Here is a 21137-nt window from a genome sequence, read left to right as displayed (position 1 = left end):
GTTTCCGGATGGTGAGAAAAACACTGGCAAAAACGCAGACAATTAGGCTCAAAAGGCTGAAAAGAGTTGACGATCAGAAACAATAACAGTCAGCGGGTGTGATTGGCCAAGGGCGACACGCTCTGGTATTTCAGGAGGGCTTACGGGCCTGAAAGACGTTGATGACTGCCGGGATGCCAAACCCATCTGCCGTTTGAAAACTCGAAAACTCCTGGGCCACGGCGCTCTGGATTTTTCGTTCGTCGGCCTCATCGCCTTTAAAATGCGCTATCACGCGCGCGGCCGGCCCGACCCGGGTGCAAAGCTCAGCGGTGGCCTCCACCGATCCAAGCCCCGGTAGTCGGAGGCTTACGGGGTTGGCGAAGATGTCATCCAAACCCGCCGTTGCCATCATGCCGGTCACATGGTCGATGTCATGAAAGGCCAGTGGTCCCGGTGCGTACCGACCATATTTTGGTGGGTGGCCCAGATGCGATGTGGCGGCCATGTGGGGAATCCTGAACCAGGGATTGTCAGCCAGAGGTCCCCATGCGGCAAAAGTCATTTGTCCGCCGGGGGCCAGAGCCTTGGCGATGTTGGCGAACGCCGCAACCGAATCCTGAAAGAACATGACACCGAACCGCGATATCGCAGCGTCGAACGCGCCCTCGGGGAACCGGGCGACCTGAGCGTCGACGCATTGGAAATCGACGTTTTCAACACCCGCGGAAAAGGCCCTTTCCCGCGCTCGGCTTAGGAACGGCTCAGAAATGTCGCCGCCAAGAACATGGCCCTGCGGTCCGACACGCTGGGCGGCCGCGATGGTGCTGGCGCCGGTCCCGCAGCCGATGTCCAGCACGCGCATTCCGGGTTCCAGTTCGGCCTGTTCCAGAACGAGGTCCAGAACCGGTGCCAGCATGTGATCCAGTTTGTCCTCAAAAGTCAGCCACTTGGTGCCGGATTCGGAGTTGCCCCAGTATTCAGCCTGATCTTCGTTTGCTGTTTGCATGGGGTCCTCCGCAGTTTTTCGGACTATGCCTTTCTGCGGCGACGACGGCCAGTTTTTTCCGTGTCGCCTCCGGTGTTAAAAGACGGGGTGGGCAGGGTGACGATCTTGGCCAGTTCCGGGAACGGGTCGGTCTTGTGCGGGATCGCGTTGGCGGCCACGAAATGCTCCTGAAATTTCGGCTCGATCGCGGTTTCGACCTTGGTGATCTCGCGCACCACGCGTTCGATCTCGGCCCGGGCAGCGATGTTGCACAACGCGATGCGCGCGCCGGTACCGGCGGCGTTGCCGGCGCTTTGGACCTTGTCCAGCGGCGCGTCGGGGATCATGCCCAGAACCATCGCGTGTTTGGTCGAGATATGGGCACCGAACGCTCCGGCCAGCACCACGCGATCGACCTTGTCCACGCCCATCTCGTCCATCAGCAGCCGCGCCCCGGCATAGAGCGCGGATTTCGCCAGCTGGATCGCCCGGATGTCGCCTTGGGTCACGGTGATGCGCGAGCCGCCCTCGGCGCTGGCGTCATGGATCAGGTAGGAATGAGTGCGTCCCTCGGGGATGCAGCGGCTGCTGCCGGTCTGTTCGGCCGAGCCGATCAGGCCGCTCTCGTCCAGCAGGCCGGCCATGCGCATTTCGGCCACCGCCTCGATGATGCCCGACCCGCAGATGCCGGTGATGCCGGTGGTGGCGATGTCGGCCTCGAACCCGTCTTCGTCCGACCACTTGTCCGAGCCGATCACCCGGAACCGGGGTTCCTTGGTCACGGGGTCGATTTGAATGCGCTCGATCGCGCCGGGCGCGGCACGCTGGCCCGAGCTGATCTGCGCACCTTCGAAAGCCGGTCCGGTGGGCGAGGAACAAGCCAGCACGCGGGTCGTGTTGCCCAGCAGGATCTCGGCATTGGTTCCGACGTCCACGATCAAAACCAGATCCTGCGACTTGCCCGGTTCTTCGCTCAGCGCCACGGCGGCGCAGTCGGCTCCCACATGGCCCGCGATGCAGGGCAGGATGTAGACCTGCGCACGGGGGTTCATCGTGGTCAGATCCATCTCGCGTGCGGGCAGCGTGACGCTTTCCGACGTGGCCAGCGCAAACGGCGCCTGGCCCAGTTCAACCGGGTCCAGACCCAGCAGAAGATGGTGCATGACCGGGTTGCAGACGAACACGGTTTCCACGATCAGGGCCGGGTCGATCCCTGCCTCGTCGGCGATCGAGGTGACCAGATCGTTGATCGCCTCGCGCACGGCCCGGGTCATCTCCTGATCACCGCCGGGGTTCATCATCGCGTACGACACACGGCTCATGAGGTCTTCGCCGAACCGGATCTGCGGGTTCATCAGTCCCGACGAGGCCTTGACCTCACCGGTGTCCAGATCGGTCAGATGCGCGGCGATGGTGGTCGAGCCCAAATCGATGGCCAGCCCGTACAGCCCGTTTTCGTGCAGTCCGGGCCAGATTTCGACGATGCGCGCCACGCTGTCCTTGTGGCCCTTGTGCAGGGCGACCGTGACCTCCCACTTGCCTTTGCGCAGGGTCGGCTGCAGTTTGGACAGAAGCGACAGGTCGGCGGTGATGGCGTCGATCTGCCACTGCTCGCGCAGGGCGCGCTCCAGACGTTCCAGATCGCCGGTGGGCGAGTGCATATCGGGTTCTTCGACCACCACGAAATAAAGGCGCGTGGCCGGGTCCATCGTGATGGCGCGCGCGGCGGCGGCCTTGCGCACCACCTGGCGGTGAACCTGGCTTTCGGGTGGAACGTCGATCACCACGTCGCCTTGAACGGTGGCCTGACAGCCCAGCCGCCGGCCCGGTTTCAGACCGCGCTTGTCGTCATAGCGCTGCTCGACCGCGTTCCATTCGCTCAACGCGTCTTCGCGGACCGTGACGCCGTGTTTGGGAAACTCGCCATAGCTGGGCGTGATCTGGCATTTCGAGCAGATCCCGCGCCCACCGCAGACCGAATCCAGATCGACCCCCAGTTGCCGGGCCGCCGTCAGGATCGGAGTGCCAACGGGGAAATGTCCGCGTTTGCCCGAAGGGGTAAAGACGACAAGGGGATCGGTGGTCATGACGGATGCCTTTTTGGTGTTCGCGCGTATGGCGGCAAGATATGGGTTTCGCGGCAAAGGGAAAGGCCAATCCGCGGCAGGTTTTGCGCGGCTTGCGTCGTTTTCCGCGCCATCGCGGCGGTTTGTGGGCGAACAAGTTGGGGCAGGGGCTTTTCCTTTGGTCGAAACCATGCAATAGGGTCACCGCCAAACGGGGTTTTGCATGGGGTTAGCAGATGCAGATTCGTGAGGCACTCACCTTTGATGACGTTCTTTTGGTTCCGGCGGCCTCGTCGGTGCTGCCGGCAACGGCGGACACGTCGACGCGCGTGACGCGCGCGATCACCATGAACATACCGCTGCTCAGCTCGGCCATGGACACGGTGACCGAGGCGCGGATGGCCATCGCAATGGCCCAGGCCGGGGGCATTGGGGTGATCCACAAGAACCTGACCGTCGAGGAGCAATCGCGTGAGGTGCGCCGGGTCAAACGCTTCGAATCCGGCATCGTCTACAACCCAGTCACCCTGCGCGCCGATCAAACGCTGGCCGATGCCAAGGCCTTGGTCGAGCGCTACAACTTCACCGGCTTCCCGGTGGTGGATGACGACGGCCGCGTCGTGGGCATCGTGACCAACCGCGACATGCGTTTTGCCACGTCGGACGACCAGCCGATCCGCGCGATGATGACCACGGATAATCTGGCGATGCTGCAGGAGCCGGCCGACCTGGAAGAGGCAAAGAGCCTGATGAAGGCTCGCCGGATTGAAAAGCTGCTGGTCGTCGACGGATCGGGCAAACTGACCGGTCTGCTGACCTTGAAGGATACGGAGCAAGCGGTGCTGAACCCCACGGCCTGCAAAGACCATCTGGGTCGGCTGCGGGTTGCGGCGGCCACGTCGGTTGGCGATGCCGGCTTTGAACGGTCCGAGCAACTTGTCGACTCTGGCGTCGACATCATCGTGGTCGACACGGCGCACGGCCATTCCCAAGGGGTGCTGGACGCAGTGAAGCGGATCAAGGCCCTGTCGAACGAAGTGCAGATCATCGCGGGCAACGTCGCAACGGGCGACGCGACCAAGGCCCTGATCGACGCCGGTGCCGATGCGGTGAAGGTCGGGATCGGGCCGGGCTCGATCTGCACCACGCGCATGGTGGCCGGTGTCGGCGTGCCCCAGTTGACGGCAATCATGGATTGCTCGGCTGCGGCCGGTGACGTACCGGTCATCGCCGATGGCGGCATCAAGTTCTCGGGCGATTTCGCCAAGGCCATCGCGGCGGGCGCGTCCTGCGCCATGGTTGGCTCGATGATCGCCGGCACCGATGAAAGCCCGGGCGAGGTGATCCTGTATCAGGGCCGCTCTTTCAAATCCTACCGCGGCATGGGCAGCCTGGGCGCGATGGCGCGCGGCTCGGCCGATCGCTATTTCCAGAAGGATGCCGCCAATGACAAGCTGGTGCCCGAAGGGATCGAGGGGCAGGTGCCTTACAAGGGCTCGGCCAGCGCTGTCGTTCATCAACTGGTCGGCGGTCTGCGTGCGGCCATGGGCTATACCGGCTGCGCGACCGTCGATGAAATGCGCCGCAATTGTCAGTTCGTGAAGATCACCGGAGCGGGTCTGAAGGAAAGCCACGTGCATGACGTACAGATCACCCGCGAAAGCCCAAACTACCGCGTGATGTGACGGTTTCCGTCGGACTCAGGACCTCGACATGACCCCAGGCGCGCGCGTTCAGGCCGCTATCGAAATCCTAGACGATTTTCTGGGCGGAACTCCCGCCGAGAAAGCGTTGACGGGATGGGCGCGGCGCAGCCGTTTTGCGGGATCGAAGGACAGGGCGGCGATCCGCGACCATGTCTTTGACGCGCTTCGGCATCTTCGGTCTTACGCTGCGATCGGCGGTGCAAGGACGGGGCGAGGCCTGATGTTGGGCGCTCTGCGGTCCCGGGGCCAAGACCCGGTCGATCTGTTCAGCGGAGTTGGTCACGCCCCAGACCCCGTCACGGCGGACGAGGTCGGACGTCCATTCGAAACGGAAGCCGAACAGCTTGATATTCCCGAGTGGCTTTGGCCGGTCTTCGAGCGGTCGCTTGGTGAAAATGCCAGAGAGGCCGCCACCGCGCTGCAATCACGCGCTCCGGTTCACCTGCGGGTCAATTTGGCCCGCACGAGCATGCAAGAGGCGGTGGATGCGCTGGCGCGGGAAGGGATTTCCACTGCGCCGCACCCGGCCTGCGAGACGGCGCTTGAAGTCGTCGATGGTGCCCGGAAGGTTTCGCAATCCCAAAGCTATCGTGACGGCTTGGTCGAGTTGCAGGATGCGGCGAGCCAGGCTGTCGTTGCTGCATTGAACCTAAGACCCGGCATGAGGGTTCTGGACTATTGTGCCGGGGGTGGCGGCAAGGCGTTGGCCATGGCCGCCTCTGGCGGTGTCGAAGTCTTCGCCCATGACGCCAATCCCGGGCGCATGCGTGACCTTCCTGACCGAGCACGACGGGCGGGAGCGCGCATTTCCATCCTGTCTACGGATGACCTGGAAGAACACGGCCCGTTTGACCTGGTGCTGACTGACGCCCCCTGTTCCGGGAGCGGCTCGTGGCGGCGCGCACCTGCGGGCAAATGGGCATTGACGCCCGAGCAATTGACCCAGTTGCCTCAGACACAATTGTCCATTCTGGACGCAGCCGCACCCCTCGTCTGTGATGACGGTGTATTGGCCTACGCCACCTGTTCGATTCTGGATGTCGAAAACAGAGGCGTCATAGACACGTTCCTGTCGTCGCATCCGGAATGGCAATGCACGTTCAGCCGATTGTGGCAGGTTGTACACGGCACCGACGGCTTCTATTCCGCCCACTTGACGCGACGCTAATACGCTGAAAACAACTTAAAGGAGAATACCCGCTGGATTCCTTGAGCGGATATTAACTCTTTGTGCCACGAAATGCCCTGGATTGATTTTGAATCGAGTTGTTGATGACCGAAGTCGCTCAATTTACGTCAAGCTTGACCGGGCGACACTTTCCCAGCTGGTCGCGGGCCATTTCTCTGGTCGGTGTCGCGCTTTTGTTGGTCATTCTCGCACAGCTCTTTCCGATCTCACCTCAGTTGGTTTCTGGCCTGCTGGCAGTTGGAGGGTCTTTTCTGGCCGTTGGCGCGTTTGTTCTGTTGCGCGGATGGTTCTCGTACCGCGTTGACAAACAGGCGCAAACCATTCTCGCATCGTTTCTGGAAAAAGAGCCCGCTCCGGGTTTCATCACGGATGCCAACGGGCGGGTGCTGATCGTGAACTCCGCAGCGCGGGACAGGTTCAACGCCTCGACAGGCGCAAGGCTGGACATGTGTTTGCGGTCCGTTTTCGCCAATCCTGCGGCGATACTGGTTCGGATGCAGTCATTGGCGCAAGTCGAAGGGCGCGCGGCAGAAGACATCGTGACAAAGGGTACGACAATTCCAGTTCTGGCGATCGACCTTGGCGATGATCTGTACCTGTGGCGGATCAAGGCCTCGGGTCGGCAACCTTGGGCGTATGCTTCGCTTCCAATCGTGACGCTCGGGCGAAATGACGTGGTCCTGAACATGAATGCCGCCGCCGAGGCGATGCTCCGAGGCAGCGAAGTGGGCGCGGCCGAGGCTCTGACGCCGGAGGTCATATCCGGTGAAACGGCTCTGCGCCTACCTGCTCAAGAAGGTTCGCGGCGGGTACTCGTCTGCGAGGTTCAAAAAACCAGCGCGGGCCGGGATATAGCGCTGGTTTTGCTTGACGACGCGCCTGCAGATCAGTGGACCACGACTTTCGCCGACGTCCCGGTGCCCATGATGCACCTCGCTCCGGGCGGTGAGATTCTGGATGCCAATCGGTTGGCGCGCAAACTGATCGGTGATGTTGAACTTGGTCAGACCAATATCGACACGATTCTGAGCGGATTGGGGCAACCCTTGCGGGACTGGCTGCTTCAGGTCGCCGCGTGCGATGGGCCACCACGTTCCGAATTCCTGCGGCTGGGTGGAAAGGACCGAGAGGTCTTCGTGCAACTGACCCTGACCCGCATCGTCAAGAACGGTGAGGTGCGCCTTGTTGCCGTTCTGAACGACGCGACCGAACTCAAGACGCTGGAGGCGCAGTTCGTCCAGGGGCAAAAGATGCAGGCGGTCGGGCAGTTGGCGGGCGGCGTGGCGCATGATTTCAACAACCTGCTGACCGCCATTTCCGGACATTGCGACCTGCTTCTGTTGCGCCATGATCAAAGTGATCCGAACTACGGCGATCTCGTCCAGATAAACCAGAATGCCAACCGGGCCGCTGCGTTGGTCAGCCAGTTGCTGGCCTTTTCCCGAAAACAGACTCTGCGACCCGAAGTACTGGATCTGCGCGATACCATTTCCGACCTGATCCACTTGTTGAACCGCCTGGTGGGCGAGAAGGTCAAGTTGATCCTCAGTCATGATCCGGTTCTCAAGCCCGTTCGCGCAGACAAGAGGCAGTTGGAACAGGTCATCATGAACCTTGTGGTGAACGCGCGCGATGCGATGCCCGACGGCGGAGAAATCCGTATCGAAACCGAGGTGTTTTCTTTGACCGAGCCGCTGATGCGGGACAGAGCGACGGTTCCGGTGGGTGAATATGTTTCGGTCAAGGTCATCGACAGTGGCGTCGGTATTCCGTCAGACAAGCTGCAGAAGATATTCGAACCCTTCTACACGACCAAACGGACAGGCGAGGGGACCGGTCTGGGTTTGTCGACGGTCTATGGCATCGTCAAGCAAACCGGCGGCTTCATCTTCGTGGACAGCACCGAAGGGCGTGGGACCGAATTCAACGTCATGCTGCCGGTCTGCTTGGCACGGGACACCGAGGTTGCGATCGAACCGCCGGCACAACCGGAACCGAACGCGCATCAAGGCGAAGGTGTCGTTTTGCTGGTCGAGGATGAGGCGCCGGTACGCGCCTTTGCCACCCGTGCCTTGCGCCTCAAGGGCTATACCGTCTTTGAGGCGGGCTCGGCCGAGGACGCGTTGCGCATTCTTGCGGATCAGAACCTGCACGTCGACGTCTTCGTCACGGACGTGGTCATGCCCGGAATGGATGGTCCAACCTGGGTTGCCAAGGCGCTGGAAAGCCGGCCAGATGTGCGGGTGGTCTTCATGTCGGGCTATACCGAAGGCGCGTTTGGGGACGCTGGGCCGGAAATCAGAAACTCGACCTTCCTGCCCAAGCCTTTTTCACTGACACAATTGACCGAGGCGGTGTTCCAACACCTCAACTAACGCGCCTGCTGATGCAGACGAAACTCGGCGGCATGAGCCTTGCGGAATGTATCCATGGTCTGGTCCGAAAGTATCAGTTCCCGCTTGGGCGATACATTTTCGCGGGTCAGATCGATCCGGGCGTTCAGTCGATCTTGAAGGAAGTCCAGAATCTCGTCCTGGTGTTCGTAGCGAAAGATATGCGAAGCACCAGCGCCGTTGCTGCGGGTCCGGAAGAATTCAGTTTGGCTGCCGACATCGGCAAACGCGGGACGGGGCGACTGCATATAAGCTTGGACAAACTTGTCGAAAGACATGCCGTCGGTCGAATGCGGGTGGCCCGTCAATTCGGTGCGCGTCCTGTACCGATACCAGCTGCCCAGCCAATCGACGGGTTCGCGCACGACGGCCATGATTTCCATTTCCGTGTCGTACATCTTGCGGAAAATGTTCTGGAAGAAACGGTCGTAGCGACGCACCGGCGCATGTTTCAGATCCGGTGGACCCGACACCACGATATCCGCCCGGTCCCGCAACGCGACTTGGTAGGCGGTGCTTCCGGTTTTGGGCAGGGACAGAAGCGCAAGGCGTTCCTTGAAGAAGATCAGCATTTCATGTCTTTCCTGCGCCGAAGGCTGTCGTGCCACATGATTGTCCGCCCCGGCGGCCGAGGTCAATTGCTTCCGCACAAAATCGCCAGCCTGTGCAAGCAAAGTTTCATTGCAAAGACAGAGCCTTGGGCATGATTGAGCAGTTTCGAGATCAGAATAAACGACTCTTTAACCTCTTCATCCAAAGGTAAGGAATGAAAGTTTTTGTTGAAATGTTCTTCTTTTGATCTCATAAGGAACAAGAGGCGAACAAAGCAGCGATTGCCGCCCGGTGATGGGTGTGACAAAAGGGAAGGCGACAGGACAATGGCGGATCTTCTGACAATGAACGACAAGAAAAACCCCGACAAGCAAAAGGCGCTGGACAGCGCGTTGGCGCAGATCGAGCGGCAGTTCGGCAAGGGCTCGATCATGAAGCTGGGCGATGGCGCCCGGCAGGAGATCGAAGCCAGTTCGACCGGGTCGCTTGGGCTGGATATAGCCCTTGGTATCGGCGGACTTCCGATGGGTCGGATTGTCGAAATCTACGGCCCGGAAAGCTCGGGCAAGACGACCCTGACCCTGCATTGTATCGCAGAGCAGCAGAAACGCGGCGGCGTCTGTGCATTTGTCGATGCGGAACATGCGCTGGACCCGCAATACGCCCGCAAGCTGGGGGTGGATCTGGATGAACTGCTGATCTCGCAGCCCGACACGGGTGAGCAGGCGCTGGAAATCACCGATACGCTGGTGCGTTCCGGGGCGGTCAACATGGTCGTTGTGGACTCGGTGGCGGCGCTGACGCCGAAATCCGAGCTGGAAGGCGACATGGGCGACAGCAATGTGGGTGTGCAGGCCCGGCTGATGAGCCAGGCGATGCGCAAACTGACCGGCTCGATCGCCCGCAGCAACTGCATGGTGATTTTCATCAACCAGATCCGCATGAAGATCGGCGTCATGTTCGGCAGCCCGGAAACTACGACCGGGGGCAACGCCCTGAAATTCTACAGCTCGGTCCGTCTGGACATCCGCCGCATCGGCGCGATCAAGGACCGCGATGAGGTGGTCGGTAACCAGACCCGCGTGAAGGTGGTCAAGAACAAGGTGGCCCCGCCGTTCAAGCAGGTGGAATTCGACATCATGTATGGTGAGGGCATCAGCAAGATGGGCGAACTGCTGGATCTTGGCGTCAAAGCCGGTGTGGTCGAAAAGTCCGGCTCGTGGTTCAGCTATGGGGATGAGCGGATCGGGCAGGGGCGTGAAAACGCCAAGCAATACCTGCGGGACAACAGTCGGGTTGCGCTGGAAATCGAGGATAAGATCCGTGCCGCGCACGGACTTGATTTCGACATGCCGCCTGCGGCGGATGAGGATGATATCCTCGAAGCCTGATCGGAAGATCCGAGAGAACACTGGCAAGGTGAGCCTTCGGGTTCACCTTGTTTCGTTTGCGGTGCAGCAATCCTGTGGACTATCGGCGGACAGGGGGCTAAACCGTCGCGATAGATCATGAATGCGCGCTGAGAGAGCCCAATGCCCACGCTGAACGATATCCGCTCAACCTTTCTGAACTACTTTGCCAAACAAGGGCACGAAGTGGTCGCGTCGAGCCCGCTTGTGCCGCGCAACGACCCGACGCTGATGTTCGTTAACTCGGGCATGGTGCAGTTCAAGAACCTGTTCACCGGCCTTGAGACCCGCGACTACACACGTGCTACCACGGCGCAGAAATGCGTGCGCGCCGGCGGCAAGCACAACGACCTGGACAATGTCGGTTACACGGCCCGCCACCACACGTTCTTCGAGATGCTGGGCAACTTCTCGTTCGGCGATTATTTCAAATCGGAAGCGATTCCGTTCGCTTGGGAGTTGATCACCAAGGAGTTCGGGATCGACAAGAACCGTCTGCTGACGACGGTCTATCATACCGATGACGAGGCGTTTGAAATCTGGAAGAAAGTCGGCGTCCCCGAAGACCGGATCATCCGCATCGCCACCAGCGACAATTTCTGGCAAATGGGCCCGACCGGTCCCTGCGGCCCCTGTACCGAGATCTTCTATGATCACGGCGACCACATCTGGGGCGGACCTCCGGGATCGGCCGAGGAAGACGGTGACCGGTTCATCGAGATCTGGAACATCGTTTTCATGCAGAACGAGCAGTTCGAAGACGGCTCGATGCGTGAACTGGACATGCAGTCGATCGATACCGGCATGGGTCTGGAACGGATCGGCGCGTTGCTGCAGGGCAGCCATGACAACTATGACACCGACCTTTTCAAGACACTGATCGAGGCCTCGGCCGAAGTCACGCATGTGGACCCCTATGGCAATCAGAATGTGCACCATCGGGTGATTGCCGACCACTTGCGGTCGACCTCGTTCCTGATTGCAGACGGGGTCATGCCCTCGAATGATGGTCGCGGTTATGTCCTGCGCCGGATCATGCGCCGGGCCATGCGCCACGCGCATCTTCTGGGCGCCAAGGATCCGGTCATGCACAAACTTGTTCCGACACTGGTTCAATTGATGGGCGCGCAGTATTCCGAGCTGGGTCGTGCTCAGGCTCTGATCGAAGAGACGTTGTTGTTGGAGGAAACCCGGTTCAAGCAGACGTTGGACCGGGGGCTCAAGCTGCTGGATGACGAAGTGGCGGGCCTGCCGGATGGGGCGCCACTGCCCGGGGATGCCGCCTTCAAGCTGTATGACACCTATGGCTTCCCGCTTGACCTGACCCAGGATGCCCTGCGCGAGAAAGGTCGGACGGTTGATACCGCCGGGTTCGACACCGCCATGGCCGAGCAGAAGGCGAAGGCGCGCGCCGCCTGGGCTGGTTCGGGCGAGGCAGCAGATCAGGCGGTCTGGTTCGACATACTGGACGCAAGCGGTGCGACCGATTTCCTGGGCTACGAAACCGAAATGGCCGAGGGTCAGGTTGTGGCTCTGGTGGTCGACGGTGACCTTGTGGACCGTATCGAGCAGGGCGGATCCGGCTGGGTGGTCGTAAACCAGACACCCTTCTACGGCGAGGCCGGTGGCCAAGTTGGCGATTCCGGCAGCATCCGGCGTCTTGAAGACCGCACCCAGAGCGCGACGGTCGAAGACACCAGGAAGTTCGCGGATGGCAAGGTCTATGCACACAAGATCGTCGTGGACAGCGGTGCGATCGCCAAAGGTGATGCCGTCGAGCTCGAAGTCGATCACGCCCGGCGCTCGGCCATCCGAGCGAACCACTCGGCGACCCACCTACTGCACGAAGCGCTGCGAGAAACGCTTGGCGATCATGTTGCACAGCGCGGATCGTTGAATGCTGCCGACCGTCTGCGGTTTGATTTCAGCCACGCCAAAGCGCTGACACAGGCTGAGTTGCAGACCGTGGAACGCGAGGTGAATGAGTTCATTCGTCAGAACTCGACGGTCGAAACCCGTATCATGACCCCGGACGATGCCCGCGCCTTGGGGGCACAGGCGTTGTTCGGTGAGAAATACGGCGACGAAGTCCGGGTCGTCTCGATGGGCAAGGCCCAGACCGGCAAGGGCCATGACGGCCAAACCTGGTCGATCGAATTGTGTGGCGGTACGCATGTGCGCCAGACAGGAGATATCGGGACCTTTGTCATTCTGGGTGACAGTGCAAGCAGCGCGGGCGTGCGGCGGATCGAGGCTCTGACCGGGGACTCTGCATTGCGGTACTTGACCGAGCAGGATCGGTGGCTTGGCCAGATTGCTGCCGAGTTGAAGGCGCAGCCGGATGATGTCGTCGATCGCATCAAAGCTCTGCTGGACGAGCGCAAGTCGTTGCAGAACGAAGTGGCGCAGCTGCGCCGCGATCTGGCGATGGCCGGTGGAGCCGGTCAAGGCGGCGGCGCGGAAGCCAAAGAGATCAACGGCGTCAAGTTCCTGGCACAGGCTCTGAATGGTGTGTCGGGCAAGGATCTGCCGGCCCTCATTGATGAGCACAAAGCGCGGCTGGGATCGGGCGCCGTTCTTCTGATCGCCGACACGGGCGGCAAGGCTGCAGTTGCTGCCGGTGTCACAAGCGACCTGACGCAGTCGATATCGGCCGTCGATCTGGTCAAGGCCGCCGTGCAGGAACTGGGCGGCAAGGGCGGCGGCGGGCGTCCCGACATGGCGCAGGGCGGTGGTCGCGATGCCGCCAACGCCGCGGCGGCCATCAAGGCCGCGGAAGAGGTTTTGGGAGGATAAGATGCCAGCACTCTGGATTGCACATGTCACGGTTACTGATGCCGAAGCTTATGGCAAATACGCCGAGCTTGCCGGCCCGGCCATTTCCAAACATGGGGGCACGTTCATTGCCCGTGCAGGACGCTATGTCCAACTGGAAGGCAAAGAGCGGCCCCGCAATGTCGTGGCGAAGTTCCCGTCGGTTGAAGCCGCCGTCGCCTGTTACAACTCGGCTGAATACCAAGAAGCCCTGAGCCACGCCCGGGGCGCAAGTGAGCGCGAATTGCTGGTCGTCGAAACGACCGAGTGAGAATCAACCGGAGCCGGTCTTGGATTGGCTCCGGAACCCGCTTTGGGTGACGCAACGTCAGCCAAAGTTGCGACGCCGATCCTGTAATTGGGCCGATAGTGTTCCAGTGATCACGTCCCGCAACAAAATTTCCCTCATACTTTCAATGAGTTGAGCTTTTTTGTGGCGGCGAAACTATGACGTTCTACCTCTAATTGTGTCAGGCTTCGCCATTTTCTTGCGCGGAAAAGGTCATATTGAGTTACGAATTTCCGCCGTTTTTTGCCGACAACCTGACCGAGGATTGCCAGAGCCAGTCTGTTAACGGATAGTTTCCAAAAGCAGAATATGGTCCTCAGAAGCGGCAGTCAGTCGAACGTATGGGATCGAGGGACAGGCATGAAACGGGTTTTGGACAGGCTCAACACAGTGGCAAGTCGCGCGGCCAGCAAGGCCACACTGGCTCTGGGTGTGTTGGGAGTGATCGGCGGTGCCGTTCTTGCGACAGGACAAGCCAGCGCTTCAGAGACAGCTTTCATTTCGGGGTTTTCGGCTTCGCCACCGCCGTCGGGCGCACGGACCTTGTGCCGCCAGTATGCCTGGGCTTGTGCGAACAAGAAGTCGGTTTCGCTGCCCAGCCATCAGGAACTGCGACTGGTCAAGCAAATCAATGCCCAGGTCAATGCGACAACGCGTGAGGTCACGGACCAAGTGCAGTACAAGACGCGGGAGCGTTGGGCCCTGCCAACATCGCGCGGCGGTGATTGCGAGGATTTTGCGCTGCTGAAAAAGCGTGACCTGATCAAGGCTGGAATTGATCCCAACAAGCTTTTGCTGGCGACCGTTCTGGATACCCGCCGCGGCCCCCACGCGGTTCTGGTTTACCGCTCCAATCAAGGTGATCTCGTGCTGGACAACCTGACCAATCGGATCAAACCCTGGTCGGCCACACGCTATTTGTTCCTGCGGATGCAGGATCCGAAACAGCCCCAGCGTTGGGTTGGGATTTACGGGCGAAGCTAAGAAGCCACAGCGATTTGAGTTTCTTGAAGGCTCCAGCAAAAAAAGGGCGATGAATTCATCGCCCTTTTTCATTTGTATGCCAGATTGCCACTGAAACGTGGCATCACGACCACAGGCGGTTAGTCCTCGTCATTGTTGGCGTTGTTGCCCTGACCAGGGCTTGCGCCTTCGGGTCCATTTCCACCGCCATTATTACCGTTAACGCCGCCGCCGTTACCGTTGCCGCCGCTTGAGCCGCCGCTATCGCCGCCTCCGGATCCACCGTCGCCGGAGCCGCCACCGTCGCCGGAGCCGCCACCGTCGCCGGAGCCGCCACCGTCGCCGGAGCCGCCACCGTCACCGGAGCCGCCACCGTCGCCGGAGCCGCCACCGTCGCCGGAGCCGCCACCGTCACCGGAGCCGCCACCATCACCGGAGCCGCCACCATCACCGGAGCCGCCGCCGTCACCGGAGCCGCCGCCGTCACCGGAGCCGCCGCCGTCACCGGAGCCGCCGCCGTCACCGGAGCCGCCGCCGTCACCGGAGCCGCCGCCGTCACCGGAGCCGCCGCCGTCACCGGAGCCGCCACCGTCACCGGAGCCGCCACCGTCGCCGGAGCCGCCGCCGTCGCCAGAGCCACCGCTGGAGCTGCCGCCGCTCGAGCTGCCTCCACCGTCGCCGGACCCACCGCTGGAGCTGCCGCCGCTCGAGCTGCCACCGCCGTCGCCGGAGCCACCGCTTGAGCTGCCGCCGCTCGAGCTGCCACCTCCGTCACCGGAACCACCGCTTGAGCTGCCACCAGACCCCCCTGGAGGCGCTGGCGGTGCAGGATTGCCACCGCTGGAGCCGCCGCTGGAGCTACCACCGCTGGAGCTGCCGCCACCGGTTGGGGTAACGCCGCTTCCGCCAGAGGAACTCCCACCGCTCGAGCTGCCGCCCGAAGAACTACCACCCGGGTTCGAAGGGCCGTCGCCGGATCTTTGTTCGACTGTACCAATCGAAGCGGTCGGGAAATCCGTCAACACGGCCGCAAAGGCCGGGCAGGTCTGCAAAGTGCGTGCAAGAATGTCTTCAAAATCGGCGCGACGCTGGATGTAACGCAGCATCCGTGCATCCACGACCGTACAGGCACACAGGGTTTCTGTGGAAACCGACTGCCGGGCGGTCTGGATCGTACATTTGTCAGCGGCGACAACAGGCCCGCCGGACATCAGCGGCAATGAAGCTGAAGCAAATACTATTGTCAGTAGACGGGATTTGATGCGCATATTGCGCCTCCTTACACTCGTTAAACTCATCACCGAACAACCTGGCGATGACATACTTTGAACACAAATACACCCCTATCACGTCGCATTTTCAAGGGCAACACCGCGATAGCAATGCGGAATTAATTCATCTTATGGGTGAAATTGCAGGCAAAACAAAAGGGAAGCCATGATCCATTCATGGCTTCCCTGAGAAAACACTGTTTCAGATGGACGCAAAAATGTCACATTCGCGCCATTGTTTCCGACCCGTCCAAAATCGAACGGACCGGGGGTCAGGCTGACTTGGCCATACGCTTGCGTTCGTGCGGGTCAAGGAACCGCTTTCTCAATCGGATCGCGTTCGGGGTTACTTCGACCAGCTCATCGTCGTCGATGTAGGCGATGGCCTCCTCCAGCGAGAACTGGACATGCGGTGTCAGGCGAACGGCATCGTCCGAACCGCTGGCGCGCACGTTGGTCAGCTTCTTGCCCTTCAGCGGGTTCACCTCAAGGTCATTGTCCCGCGAATGTTCGCCGATGATCATGCCCTGATACACATCGGTCTGGGGGCCGACGAACATCCGCCCACGCTCTTCCAGGTTCCACAGCGCGTATGCGACGGCCTGTCCGTTCTCCATCGAGATCAGAACGCCGGCGCGCCGTCCGGGGATCGGGCCCTTGTGCGGTGCCCAGCCGTGGAACACGCGGTTCAGAACGCCGGTGCCGCGGGTGTCGGTCAGGAATTCACCGTGATAGCCGATCAGGCCACGCGACGGGACATGCGCGATGATGCGGGTTTTGCCAACTCCGGCGGGGCGCATCTCAACCAACTCGCCCTTGCGCGCGCCTGTCACCTTTTCGATGACTGCGCCCGAGAATTCGTCATCCACGTCGATGGTGACTTCCTCGATGGGCTCCAGGCGTTGGCCGTCTTCCTCGCGGAACAGAACCTGCGGGCGCGAGATGCTGAGCTCGAACCCTTCGCGACGCATGTTCTCGATCAGAACGCCCATCTGCAATTCACCGCGGCCCGCAACCTCGAAGGCTTCGCCGCCGGGGGTGTCCGTGATCTGGATGGCCACGTTCGATTCGGCCTCTTTCATCAGGCGGTCGCGGATGACGCGCGACTGGACCTTCTTGCCGTCACGCCCCGCCAGCGGCGAGTCGTTGATGCCGAAGGTGACGGTGATGGTCGGAGGGTCAATCGGCTGGGCGGGCAGGGCCTCGTCCACCTGGGGCGCCACCAGCGAATCCGCAACGGTGGCCTTGCTCATGCCTGCGATGGTTACGATGTCGCCCGCTTCGGCAACGTCGATCGGTTGCTGGCTGAGACCACGGAAGGCCAGGATCTTGGTGGCCCGGAAATTCTCGATCAGCTTTCCGTCACGGCTGAGCGCTTTGAGGCTGTCACCCGCTTTGAGCGTGCCGCTTTCGACGCGGCCGGTCAGGATGCGACCGATGAACGGGTCGCTGCCCAGAGTGGTCGCCAACATGCGGAAGGGTTCATCCTTGCGCTCAGCTTGTTTGGGGGCGGGAACGTGGTCGACTACCAAGTCGAACAGGGCGGATAGGTCCTTGCGCGGGCCGTCCAGTTCCATGTCAGCCCAGCCCGACCGCCCCGAGGCGTACATGGCCGGGAAATCCAGCTGGTCATCGTCGGCGCCGAGGTTGGCGAACAGGTCAAAGCATTCGTCCAGGGCGCGGTCGGGCTCGGCATCGGGCTTGTCGACCTTGTTCAGCACCACGATCGGACGCAGACCCAGCGCCAGCGCCTTCGAGGTCACGAACTTGGTCTGAGGCATCGGGCCTTCGGCGGCATCAACCAGCAGCACAACACCGTCGACCATGCTGAGGATACGCTCGACCTCGCCGCCGAAATCGGCGTGGCCGGGGGTGTCAACGATGTTGATGCGCGTGCCTTTCCACTCGACACTGGTGGCCTTGGCCAGAATGGTGATGCCGCGTTCACGTTCCAGGTCGTTGCTGTCCATGGCGCGCTCGGCCACGGCCTGGTTTTCCCGGAATGCACCGGATTGTTTGAGTAGCTCGTCAACCAGGGTCGTTTTACCGTGGTCCACGTGAGCGATGATTGCGATGTTGCGCAGGTCCATGAGGTCAGCCTTTGAACGGGAAGTTGCCGCGCGCATAACGCGGCGCGGCACAAGTTACCAGCCCTAACGCGCGATCAGTGGCCCGCAGTTTGCGAAAAGAGGTGGATGACCAGAATGCCGCCCAGAATCATCGCAAGGCCCAGAACCGCGGGCCAGTCCAGCCGTTGGCCGAAAACCACAAAGCCGATCAGCGCAATCAGAGCGATGCCAAGCCCGGACCAGATCGCATAAACGATGCCGACGGGCATTACCTTTAGCGTCAGCGCCATCAGGTAGAAGGCAAAGCCATAGCCCACCACCACCAGCACCGAGGGCCAGAACCGGGTGAATTGCTGGCTGGCCTGCAACGCAGTCGTTCCGATTGTCTCGGCAATAACGGCGAGAAGGAGGATGAGGTAGGCTTGGGGCATGGTTCTTGAACCCTTGATGCATCTGCTGGGACGTTGAGCACAGAATTCAGAAACGGCGCAAGGAAATTCAGGCAGCCGCCCCTTTCGTTGGTTCACCTAGGGTCAGGTAAACCCGACTATGGCAAGGCCGGAAAGCGTGTAAACTACTCCACGTTTTCGATTACTTTTTTAACGAGTGTGTTTCATGACGACATTTGCAAAAACGGTCGTGTTTGCTTCGGCAATAATCGTGGCGATTGGGTGGCTTGCTGACGGGGGGTCCGTCGATACTGACGCAGCCAAATTGGTTGATAGGTCAAGCGCAACAACAGTTTGAACGCTACGAATGCAACGAAAAAGGAGCCCGCGGGCTCCTTTTTTGTGCGCCTATTGCTTTTCGATCGCCTTCACCTTGGACCGGTGATCCGACAGCCTCTTGATCAGGAATTGCCGCGCCTTGCGCTCGGCCAACCGGACGCGGATTTCGGTAAGGAAAGCCTCCTCAAGCGATTGGGAGGCCGCGCCCAGCACGTCACCGACTTCGACGTAGAACCGATCCTGGCCAGTTTCGTCCATGACCTTCATCGTATCCTCGGCCAGTTTCGCCGCGAGAATGGTGATGGTGTCGGACATCAGCGTGTGTTCTCGGTCAGGCGGCGTTTGACGTAGTCGGTCACGTTGGTCATCAGCGTATCCATGTGCTCACCCTGGAAGAAGTGGTCGGCTCCTTCAACCTCGGTGTGGGTGATGGTGATACCCTTCTGTTCGTGCAGCTTTCCGACCAGTGCGGTGGTGTCCGCCGGCGGTGCCACCCGGTCAGCCGTTCCGTTGATGATCAGCCCGGACGAGGGGCAGGGGGCAAGGAACGAAAAATCATACATGTTCGCGGGCGGCGACACGCTGATGAAGCCGGTGATCTCGGGGCGACGCATCAGCAACTGCATGCCGATCCAGGCTCCGAACGAAAAGCCTGCAACCCAGCAATGTTTCGAGTTGTTGTTCATCGACTGCAGATAGTCCAACGCCGATGCCGCGTCGCTGAGTTCTCCGACTCCCTGGTCATACTCGCCCTGGCTGCGGCCGACGCCCCGGAAATTGAAGCGCAGGACCGTAAAGCCCATGTTGTAGAACGCGTAGTGCAGGTTGTAGACGACCTTGTTGTTCATGGTCCCGCCGAACTGGGGGTGCGGGTGCAGCACGATGGCGATCGGTGCGTCTTTTTCCTTTTGGGGGTGGTAACGGCCTTCCAGTCGGCCTTCAGGTCCGGGAAAAATCACCTCGGGCATGTGTGCGGTTGTCCTGTCTTTTTCTCGCGGGCGCCGGGATATACTTGACGGTTATCGTCAGGCACCTTAGAACGGTTCTAATTGAGTATCGCAGCGTGAACACGCTGTCAGTCGGAGATACGCACTGACCGCGGCGACGTCAATGTTTTCACGCGGTTCAAGCCACGAGGATCGAAGAATGAAGCTGTCAACCAAGGGCCGTTACGCGATGGTTGCGTTGGCGGACATCGCGCTTCAGCCCGCCGACACGCTGGTGACCCTGGGAGAGATTTCCGAGCGTCAGGACATTTCGCTGCCCTATCTGGAGCAGCTGTTCGTCAAGCTGCGCCGTGCCGATCTGGTTGCATCCGTGCGCGGGCCGGGCGGCGGCTATCGTTTGGCGCGGCCGGCGTCGGAGATCCGCGTGGTCGAGATTCTGTCAGCCGTGGATGAAACAGTTGATGCCATGCACAAGGGGGCCGGGGCTTCGGGGGGATCCTCGGGCAGCCGGGCGCAGTCGCTGACCAACCGCCTGTGGGAAAGTCTCAGCGCGCATGTCTACGTGTTCCTGCACCAGACACGCCTCTCCGATGTGATCCAGAACGACCTTGCGCCGTGTCCAGCGGTGCCTGGGCTGTTCTCGGTCGTGGATGATTGACCGGTGAGTGGATTGGGAATCTCGAAGGGTGTGGCCGTGGATGAAAAGGTGAGTCCATGAGACGTGTTTACCTGGATCACAACGCCACGACCCCGCTGCGCCCCGAGGCGCGCGACGCAATGATCGCGGCGATGGAGATCTGCGGGAACCCGTCCTCGGTGCATGCCGAGGGGCGAGCGGCCAAGGCCGTCATCGAAAAGGCGCGCGCGCAGGTTGCGGCGGCCTTTGGGGCGGACGGGGCCGATATCGTGTTCACATCCGGGTCGACCGAAGGCGCGGCGCTGGCCTTGGAAGGGCGCAACCTGCATGGCGCGGCGATCGAACATGATGCCGTAAGGGCCTGGACTGTCGAGGATTTGCCGGTTTCGAGCCAAGGCGTTGTTACCGTTGCCGACCCGGCCCGGTCCACGTTGCAACTTGCCAATTCGGAAACCGGAATCATTCAGGCCTTGCCCAAGGGTCTGGCCGTCACCGATGCAACGCAGGCGTTCGGGAAACTGCCGATCGCGTTCAACTGGCTGGATGTGCAGATCGCGTTGGTCTCGGCGCACAAGCTGGGCGGGCCAAAGGGTGTGGGCGCCGTGGTTATGAAACGCGGTACGGATCTGGAGGCCCGGATCAAGGGCGGCGGGCAGGAAATGGGTCGCCGGTCGGGGACGGAAAATGTCATTGGAATCGCGGGGTTCGGCGCTGCGGCTGAAGCGGCGGTGCGGGATCTGGCAAACGGGGTTTGGGAAAAGGTTGCAGAACTTAGAAATATTCTAGAAAAGGCCCTTGAGGCTGGTTCTAAATCTACTATTTTTGTCGGGAAAGATCAGGATCGGTTGCCCAACACCCTGTGCTTTGCGACGCCCGGCTGGAAGGGCGAAACGCAGGTGATGCAGATGGATCTGTCGGGCTTTGCGATCAGCGCCGGTTCGGCCTGCTCCAGCGGCAAGGTGAAGGCAAGCGCGGTACTGACCGCGATGGGATATGACGAGGCCACGGCAGCCAGCGCAGTACGCGTTTCGCTGGGCCCCGAGACGAGCGAAGAAGACGTGCTACGTTTCGCCGAAACGTGGCTGGAAAAAGAGAAAAAGCATCGCGCGCGGGCCGCGTGATCTGACGGAGGGTGGA

17 protein-coding genes are annotated in these 21137 nt (G+C 60.9%); 9 read left to right on the top strand and 8 right to left on the bottom strand.

The window, feature by feature from the left end:
• Positions 1–130 precede the first annotated feature (130 nt).
• Positions 131–988, bottom strand: a complete 858-nt coding sequence (locus tag K3752_RS08540; protein ID WP_260066165.1) for a class I SAM-dependent methyltransferase — start codon at positions 986–988, stop codon at positions 131–133.
• A 23-nt stretch (positions 989–1011) separates the two neighbouring features.
• Complete coding sequence (locus K3752_RS08535; protein WP_260066163.1) at positions 1012–3054, bottom strand: ASKHA domain-containing protein; 2043 nt, start codon at positions 3052–3054, stop codon at positions 1012–1014.
• Positions 3055–3269: 215 nt separating this feature from the next.
• On the opposite strand from K3752_RS08535, the gene guaB reads away from it, so the two are divergent.
• The 3 genes from guaB to K3752_RS08520 all read left to right on the top strand — a co-directional run bounded on the left by guaB (position 3270) and on the right by K3752_RS08520 (position 8303).
• Positions 3270–4718 (top strand): IMP dehydrogenase, encoded by a 1449-nt coding sequence (guaB, locus tag K3752_RS08530; RefSeq protein WP_170339091.1) that lies wholly within the window; start codon positions 3270–3272, stop codon positions 4716–4718.
• Between the two features lie 28 nt (positions 4719–4746).
• The gene (locus tag K3752_RS08525) at positions 4747–5907 is read left to right on the top strand and encodes an RsmB/NOP family class I SAM-dependent RNA methyltransferase (protein ID WP_260066161.1); all 1161 of its coding nucleotides are present in this window, start codon (positions 4747–4749) and stop codon (positions 5905–5907) included.
• A 104-nt stretch (positions 5908–6011) separates the two neighbouring features.
• Entirely contained in the window at positions 6012–8303 is a 2292-nt protein-coding gene (locus K3752_RS08520) for an ATP-binding protein (RefSeq protein WP_260066159.1), read from the top strand.
• Here the strand turns inward: K3752_RS08520 and K3752_RS08515 are convergent.
• A complete protein-coding gene (locus K3752_RS08515) occupies positions 8300–8893 on the bottom strand; it encodes a sulfotransferase family 2 domain-containing protein (RefSeq protein WP_170403035.1) in 594 nt (197 codons plus the stop codon). The two genes, K3752_RS08520 and K3752_RS08515, sit on opposite strands and share 4 nt — an antisense overlap.
• Before the next feature lie 306 nt (positions 8894–9199).
• Here K3752_RS08515 and recA point away from each other — a divergent pair, with 306 nt between their 5' ends.
• From recA to K3752_RS08495, 4 genes are all read left to right on the top strand, one after another.
• Positions 9200–10264 (top strand): recombinase RecA, encoded by a 1065-nt coding sequence (gene recA / locus K3752_RS08510; protein WP_170339099.1) that lies wholly within the window; start codon positions 9200–9202, stop codon positions 10262–10264.
• 141 nt (positions 10265–10405) lie between these two features.
• Positions 10406–13078 (top strand): alanine--tRNA ligase, encoded by a 2673-nt coding sequence (alaS, locus tag K3752_RS08505; RefSeq protein WP_260066157.1) that lies wholly within the window; start codon positions 10406–10408, stop codon positions 13076–13078.
• Position 13079: 1 nt separating this feature from the next.
• Positions 13080–13367 (top strand): DUF1330 domain-containing protein, encoded by a 288-nt coding sequence (locus tag K3752_RS08500; protein ID WP_093962104.1) that lies wholly within the window; start codon positions 13080–13082, stop codon positions 13365–13367.
• Positions 13368–13745: 378 nt separating this feature from the next.
• Positions 13746–14369: a transglutaminase-like cysteine peptidase gene (locus K3752_RS08495; RefSeq protein ID WP_170339104.1), complete on the top strand. Its 624-nt coding sequence runs from the start codon at positions 13746–13748 to the stop codon at positions 14367–14369.
• Positions 14370–14488: 119 nt separating this feature from the next.
• Here the strand turns inward: K3752_RS08495 and K3752_RS08490 are convergent, their stop codons facing one another.
• The 5 genes from K3752_RS08490 to K3752_RS08470 all read right to left on the bottom strand — a co-directional run bounded on the left by K3752_RS08490 (position 14489) and on the right by K3752_RS08470 (position 19384).
• Positions 14489–15616 (bottom strand): hypothetical protein, encoded by a 1128-nt coding sequence (locus K3752_RS08490; protein WP_260066154.1) that lies wholly within the window; start codon positions 15614–15616, stop codon positions 14489–14491.
• A 275-nt stretch (positions 15617–15891) separates the two neighbouring features.
• Positions 15892–17709, bottom strand: a complete 1818-nt coding sequence (gene typA / locus K3752_RS08485) for a translational GTPase TypA (protein ID WP_170338557.1) — start codon at positions 17707–17709, stop codon at positions 15892–15894.
• Positions 17710–17783: 74 nt separating this feature from the next.
• Positions 17784–18119, bottom strand: coding sequence for a multidrug efflux SMR transporter (locus K3752_RS08480; protein WP_093962101.1), 336 nt, complete (start codon positions 18117–18119; stop codon positions 17784–17786).
• Between the two features lie 366 nt (positions 18120–18485).
• On the bottom strand, positions 18486–18731 hold the full coding sequence (locus K3752_RS08475; protein ID WP_093962100.1) for a hypothetical protein: 246 nt from the start codon (positions 18729–18731) through the stop codon (positions 18486–18488).
• Entirely contained in the window at positions 18731–19384 is a 654-nt protein-coding gene (locus K3752_RS08470; RefSeq protein WP_093962099.1) for an alpha/beta hydrolase, read from the bottom strand. The genes K3752_RS08475 and K3752_RS08470 overlap by 1 nt, the downstream gene beginning before the upstream one ends.
• A 178-nt stretch (positions 19385–19562) precedes the next feature.
• Between K3752_RS08470 and K3752_RS08465 the strand changes: the two genes are divergently transcribed.
• Both K3752_RS08465 and K3752_RS08460 read left to right on the top strand, forming a co-directional pair.
• Positions 19563–20021 (top strand): Rrf2 family transcriptional regulator, encoded by a 459-nt coding sequence (locus tag K3752_RS08465; protein ID WP_093962098.1) that lies wholly within the window; start codon positions 19563–19565, stop codon positions 20019–20021.
• Positions 20022–20077: 56 nt separating this feature from the next.
• Positions 20078–21121 (top strand): cysteine desulfurase family protein, encoded by a 1044-nt coding sequence (locus tag K3752_RS08460; protein ID WP_260066149.1) that lies wholly within the window; start codon positions 20078–20080, stop codon positions 21119–21121.
• Positions 21122–21137: the final 16 nt, after the last annotated feature.

Source organism: Ruegeria sp. B32 (genome assembly GCF_025141855.1).
GTDB classification, from domain to species: Bacteria; Pseudomonadota; Alphaproteobacteria; order Rhodobacterales; family Rhodobacteraceae; genus Ruegeria; species Ruegeria arenilitoris.
Note: the sequence above shows the minus strand (reverse complement) of the source record. Positions and strands in the feature narration are given on the sequence as shown.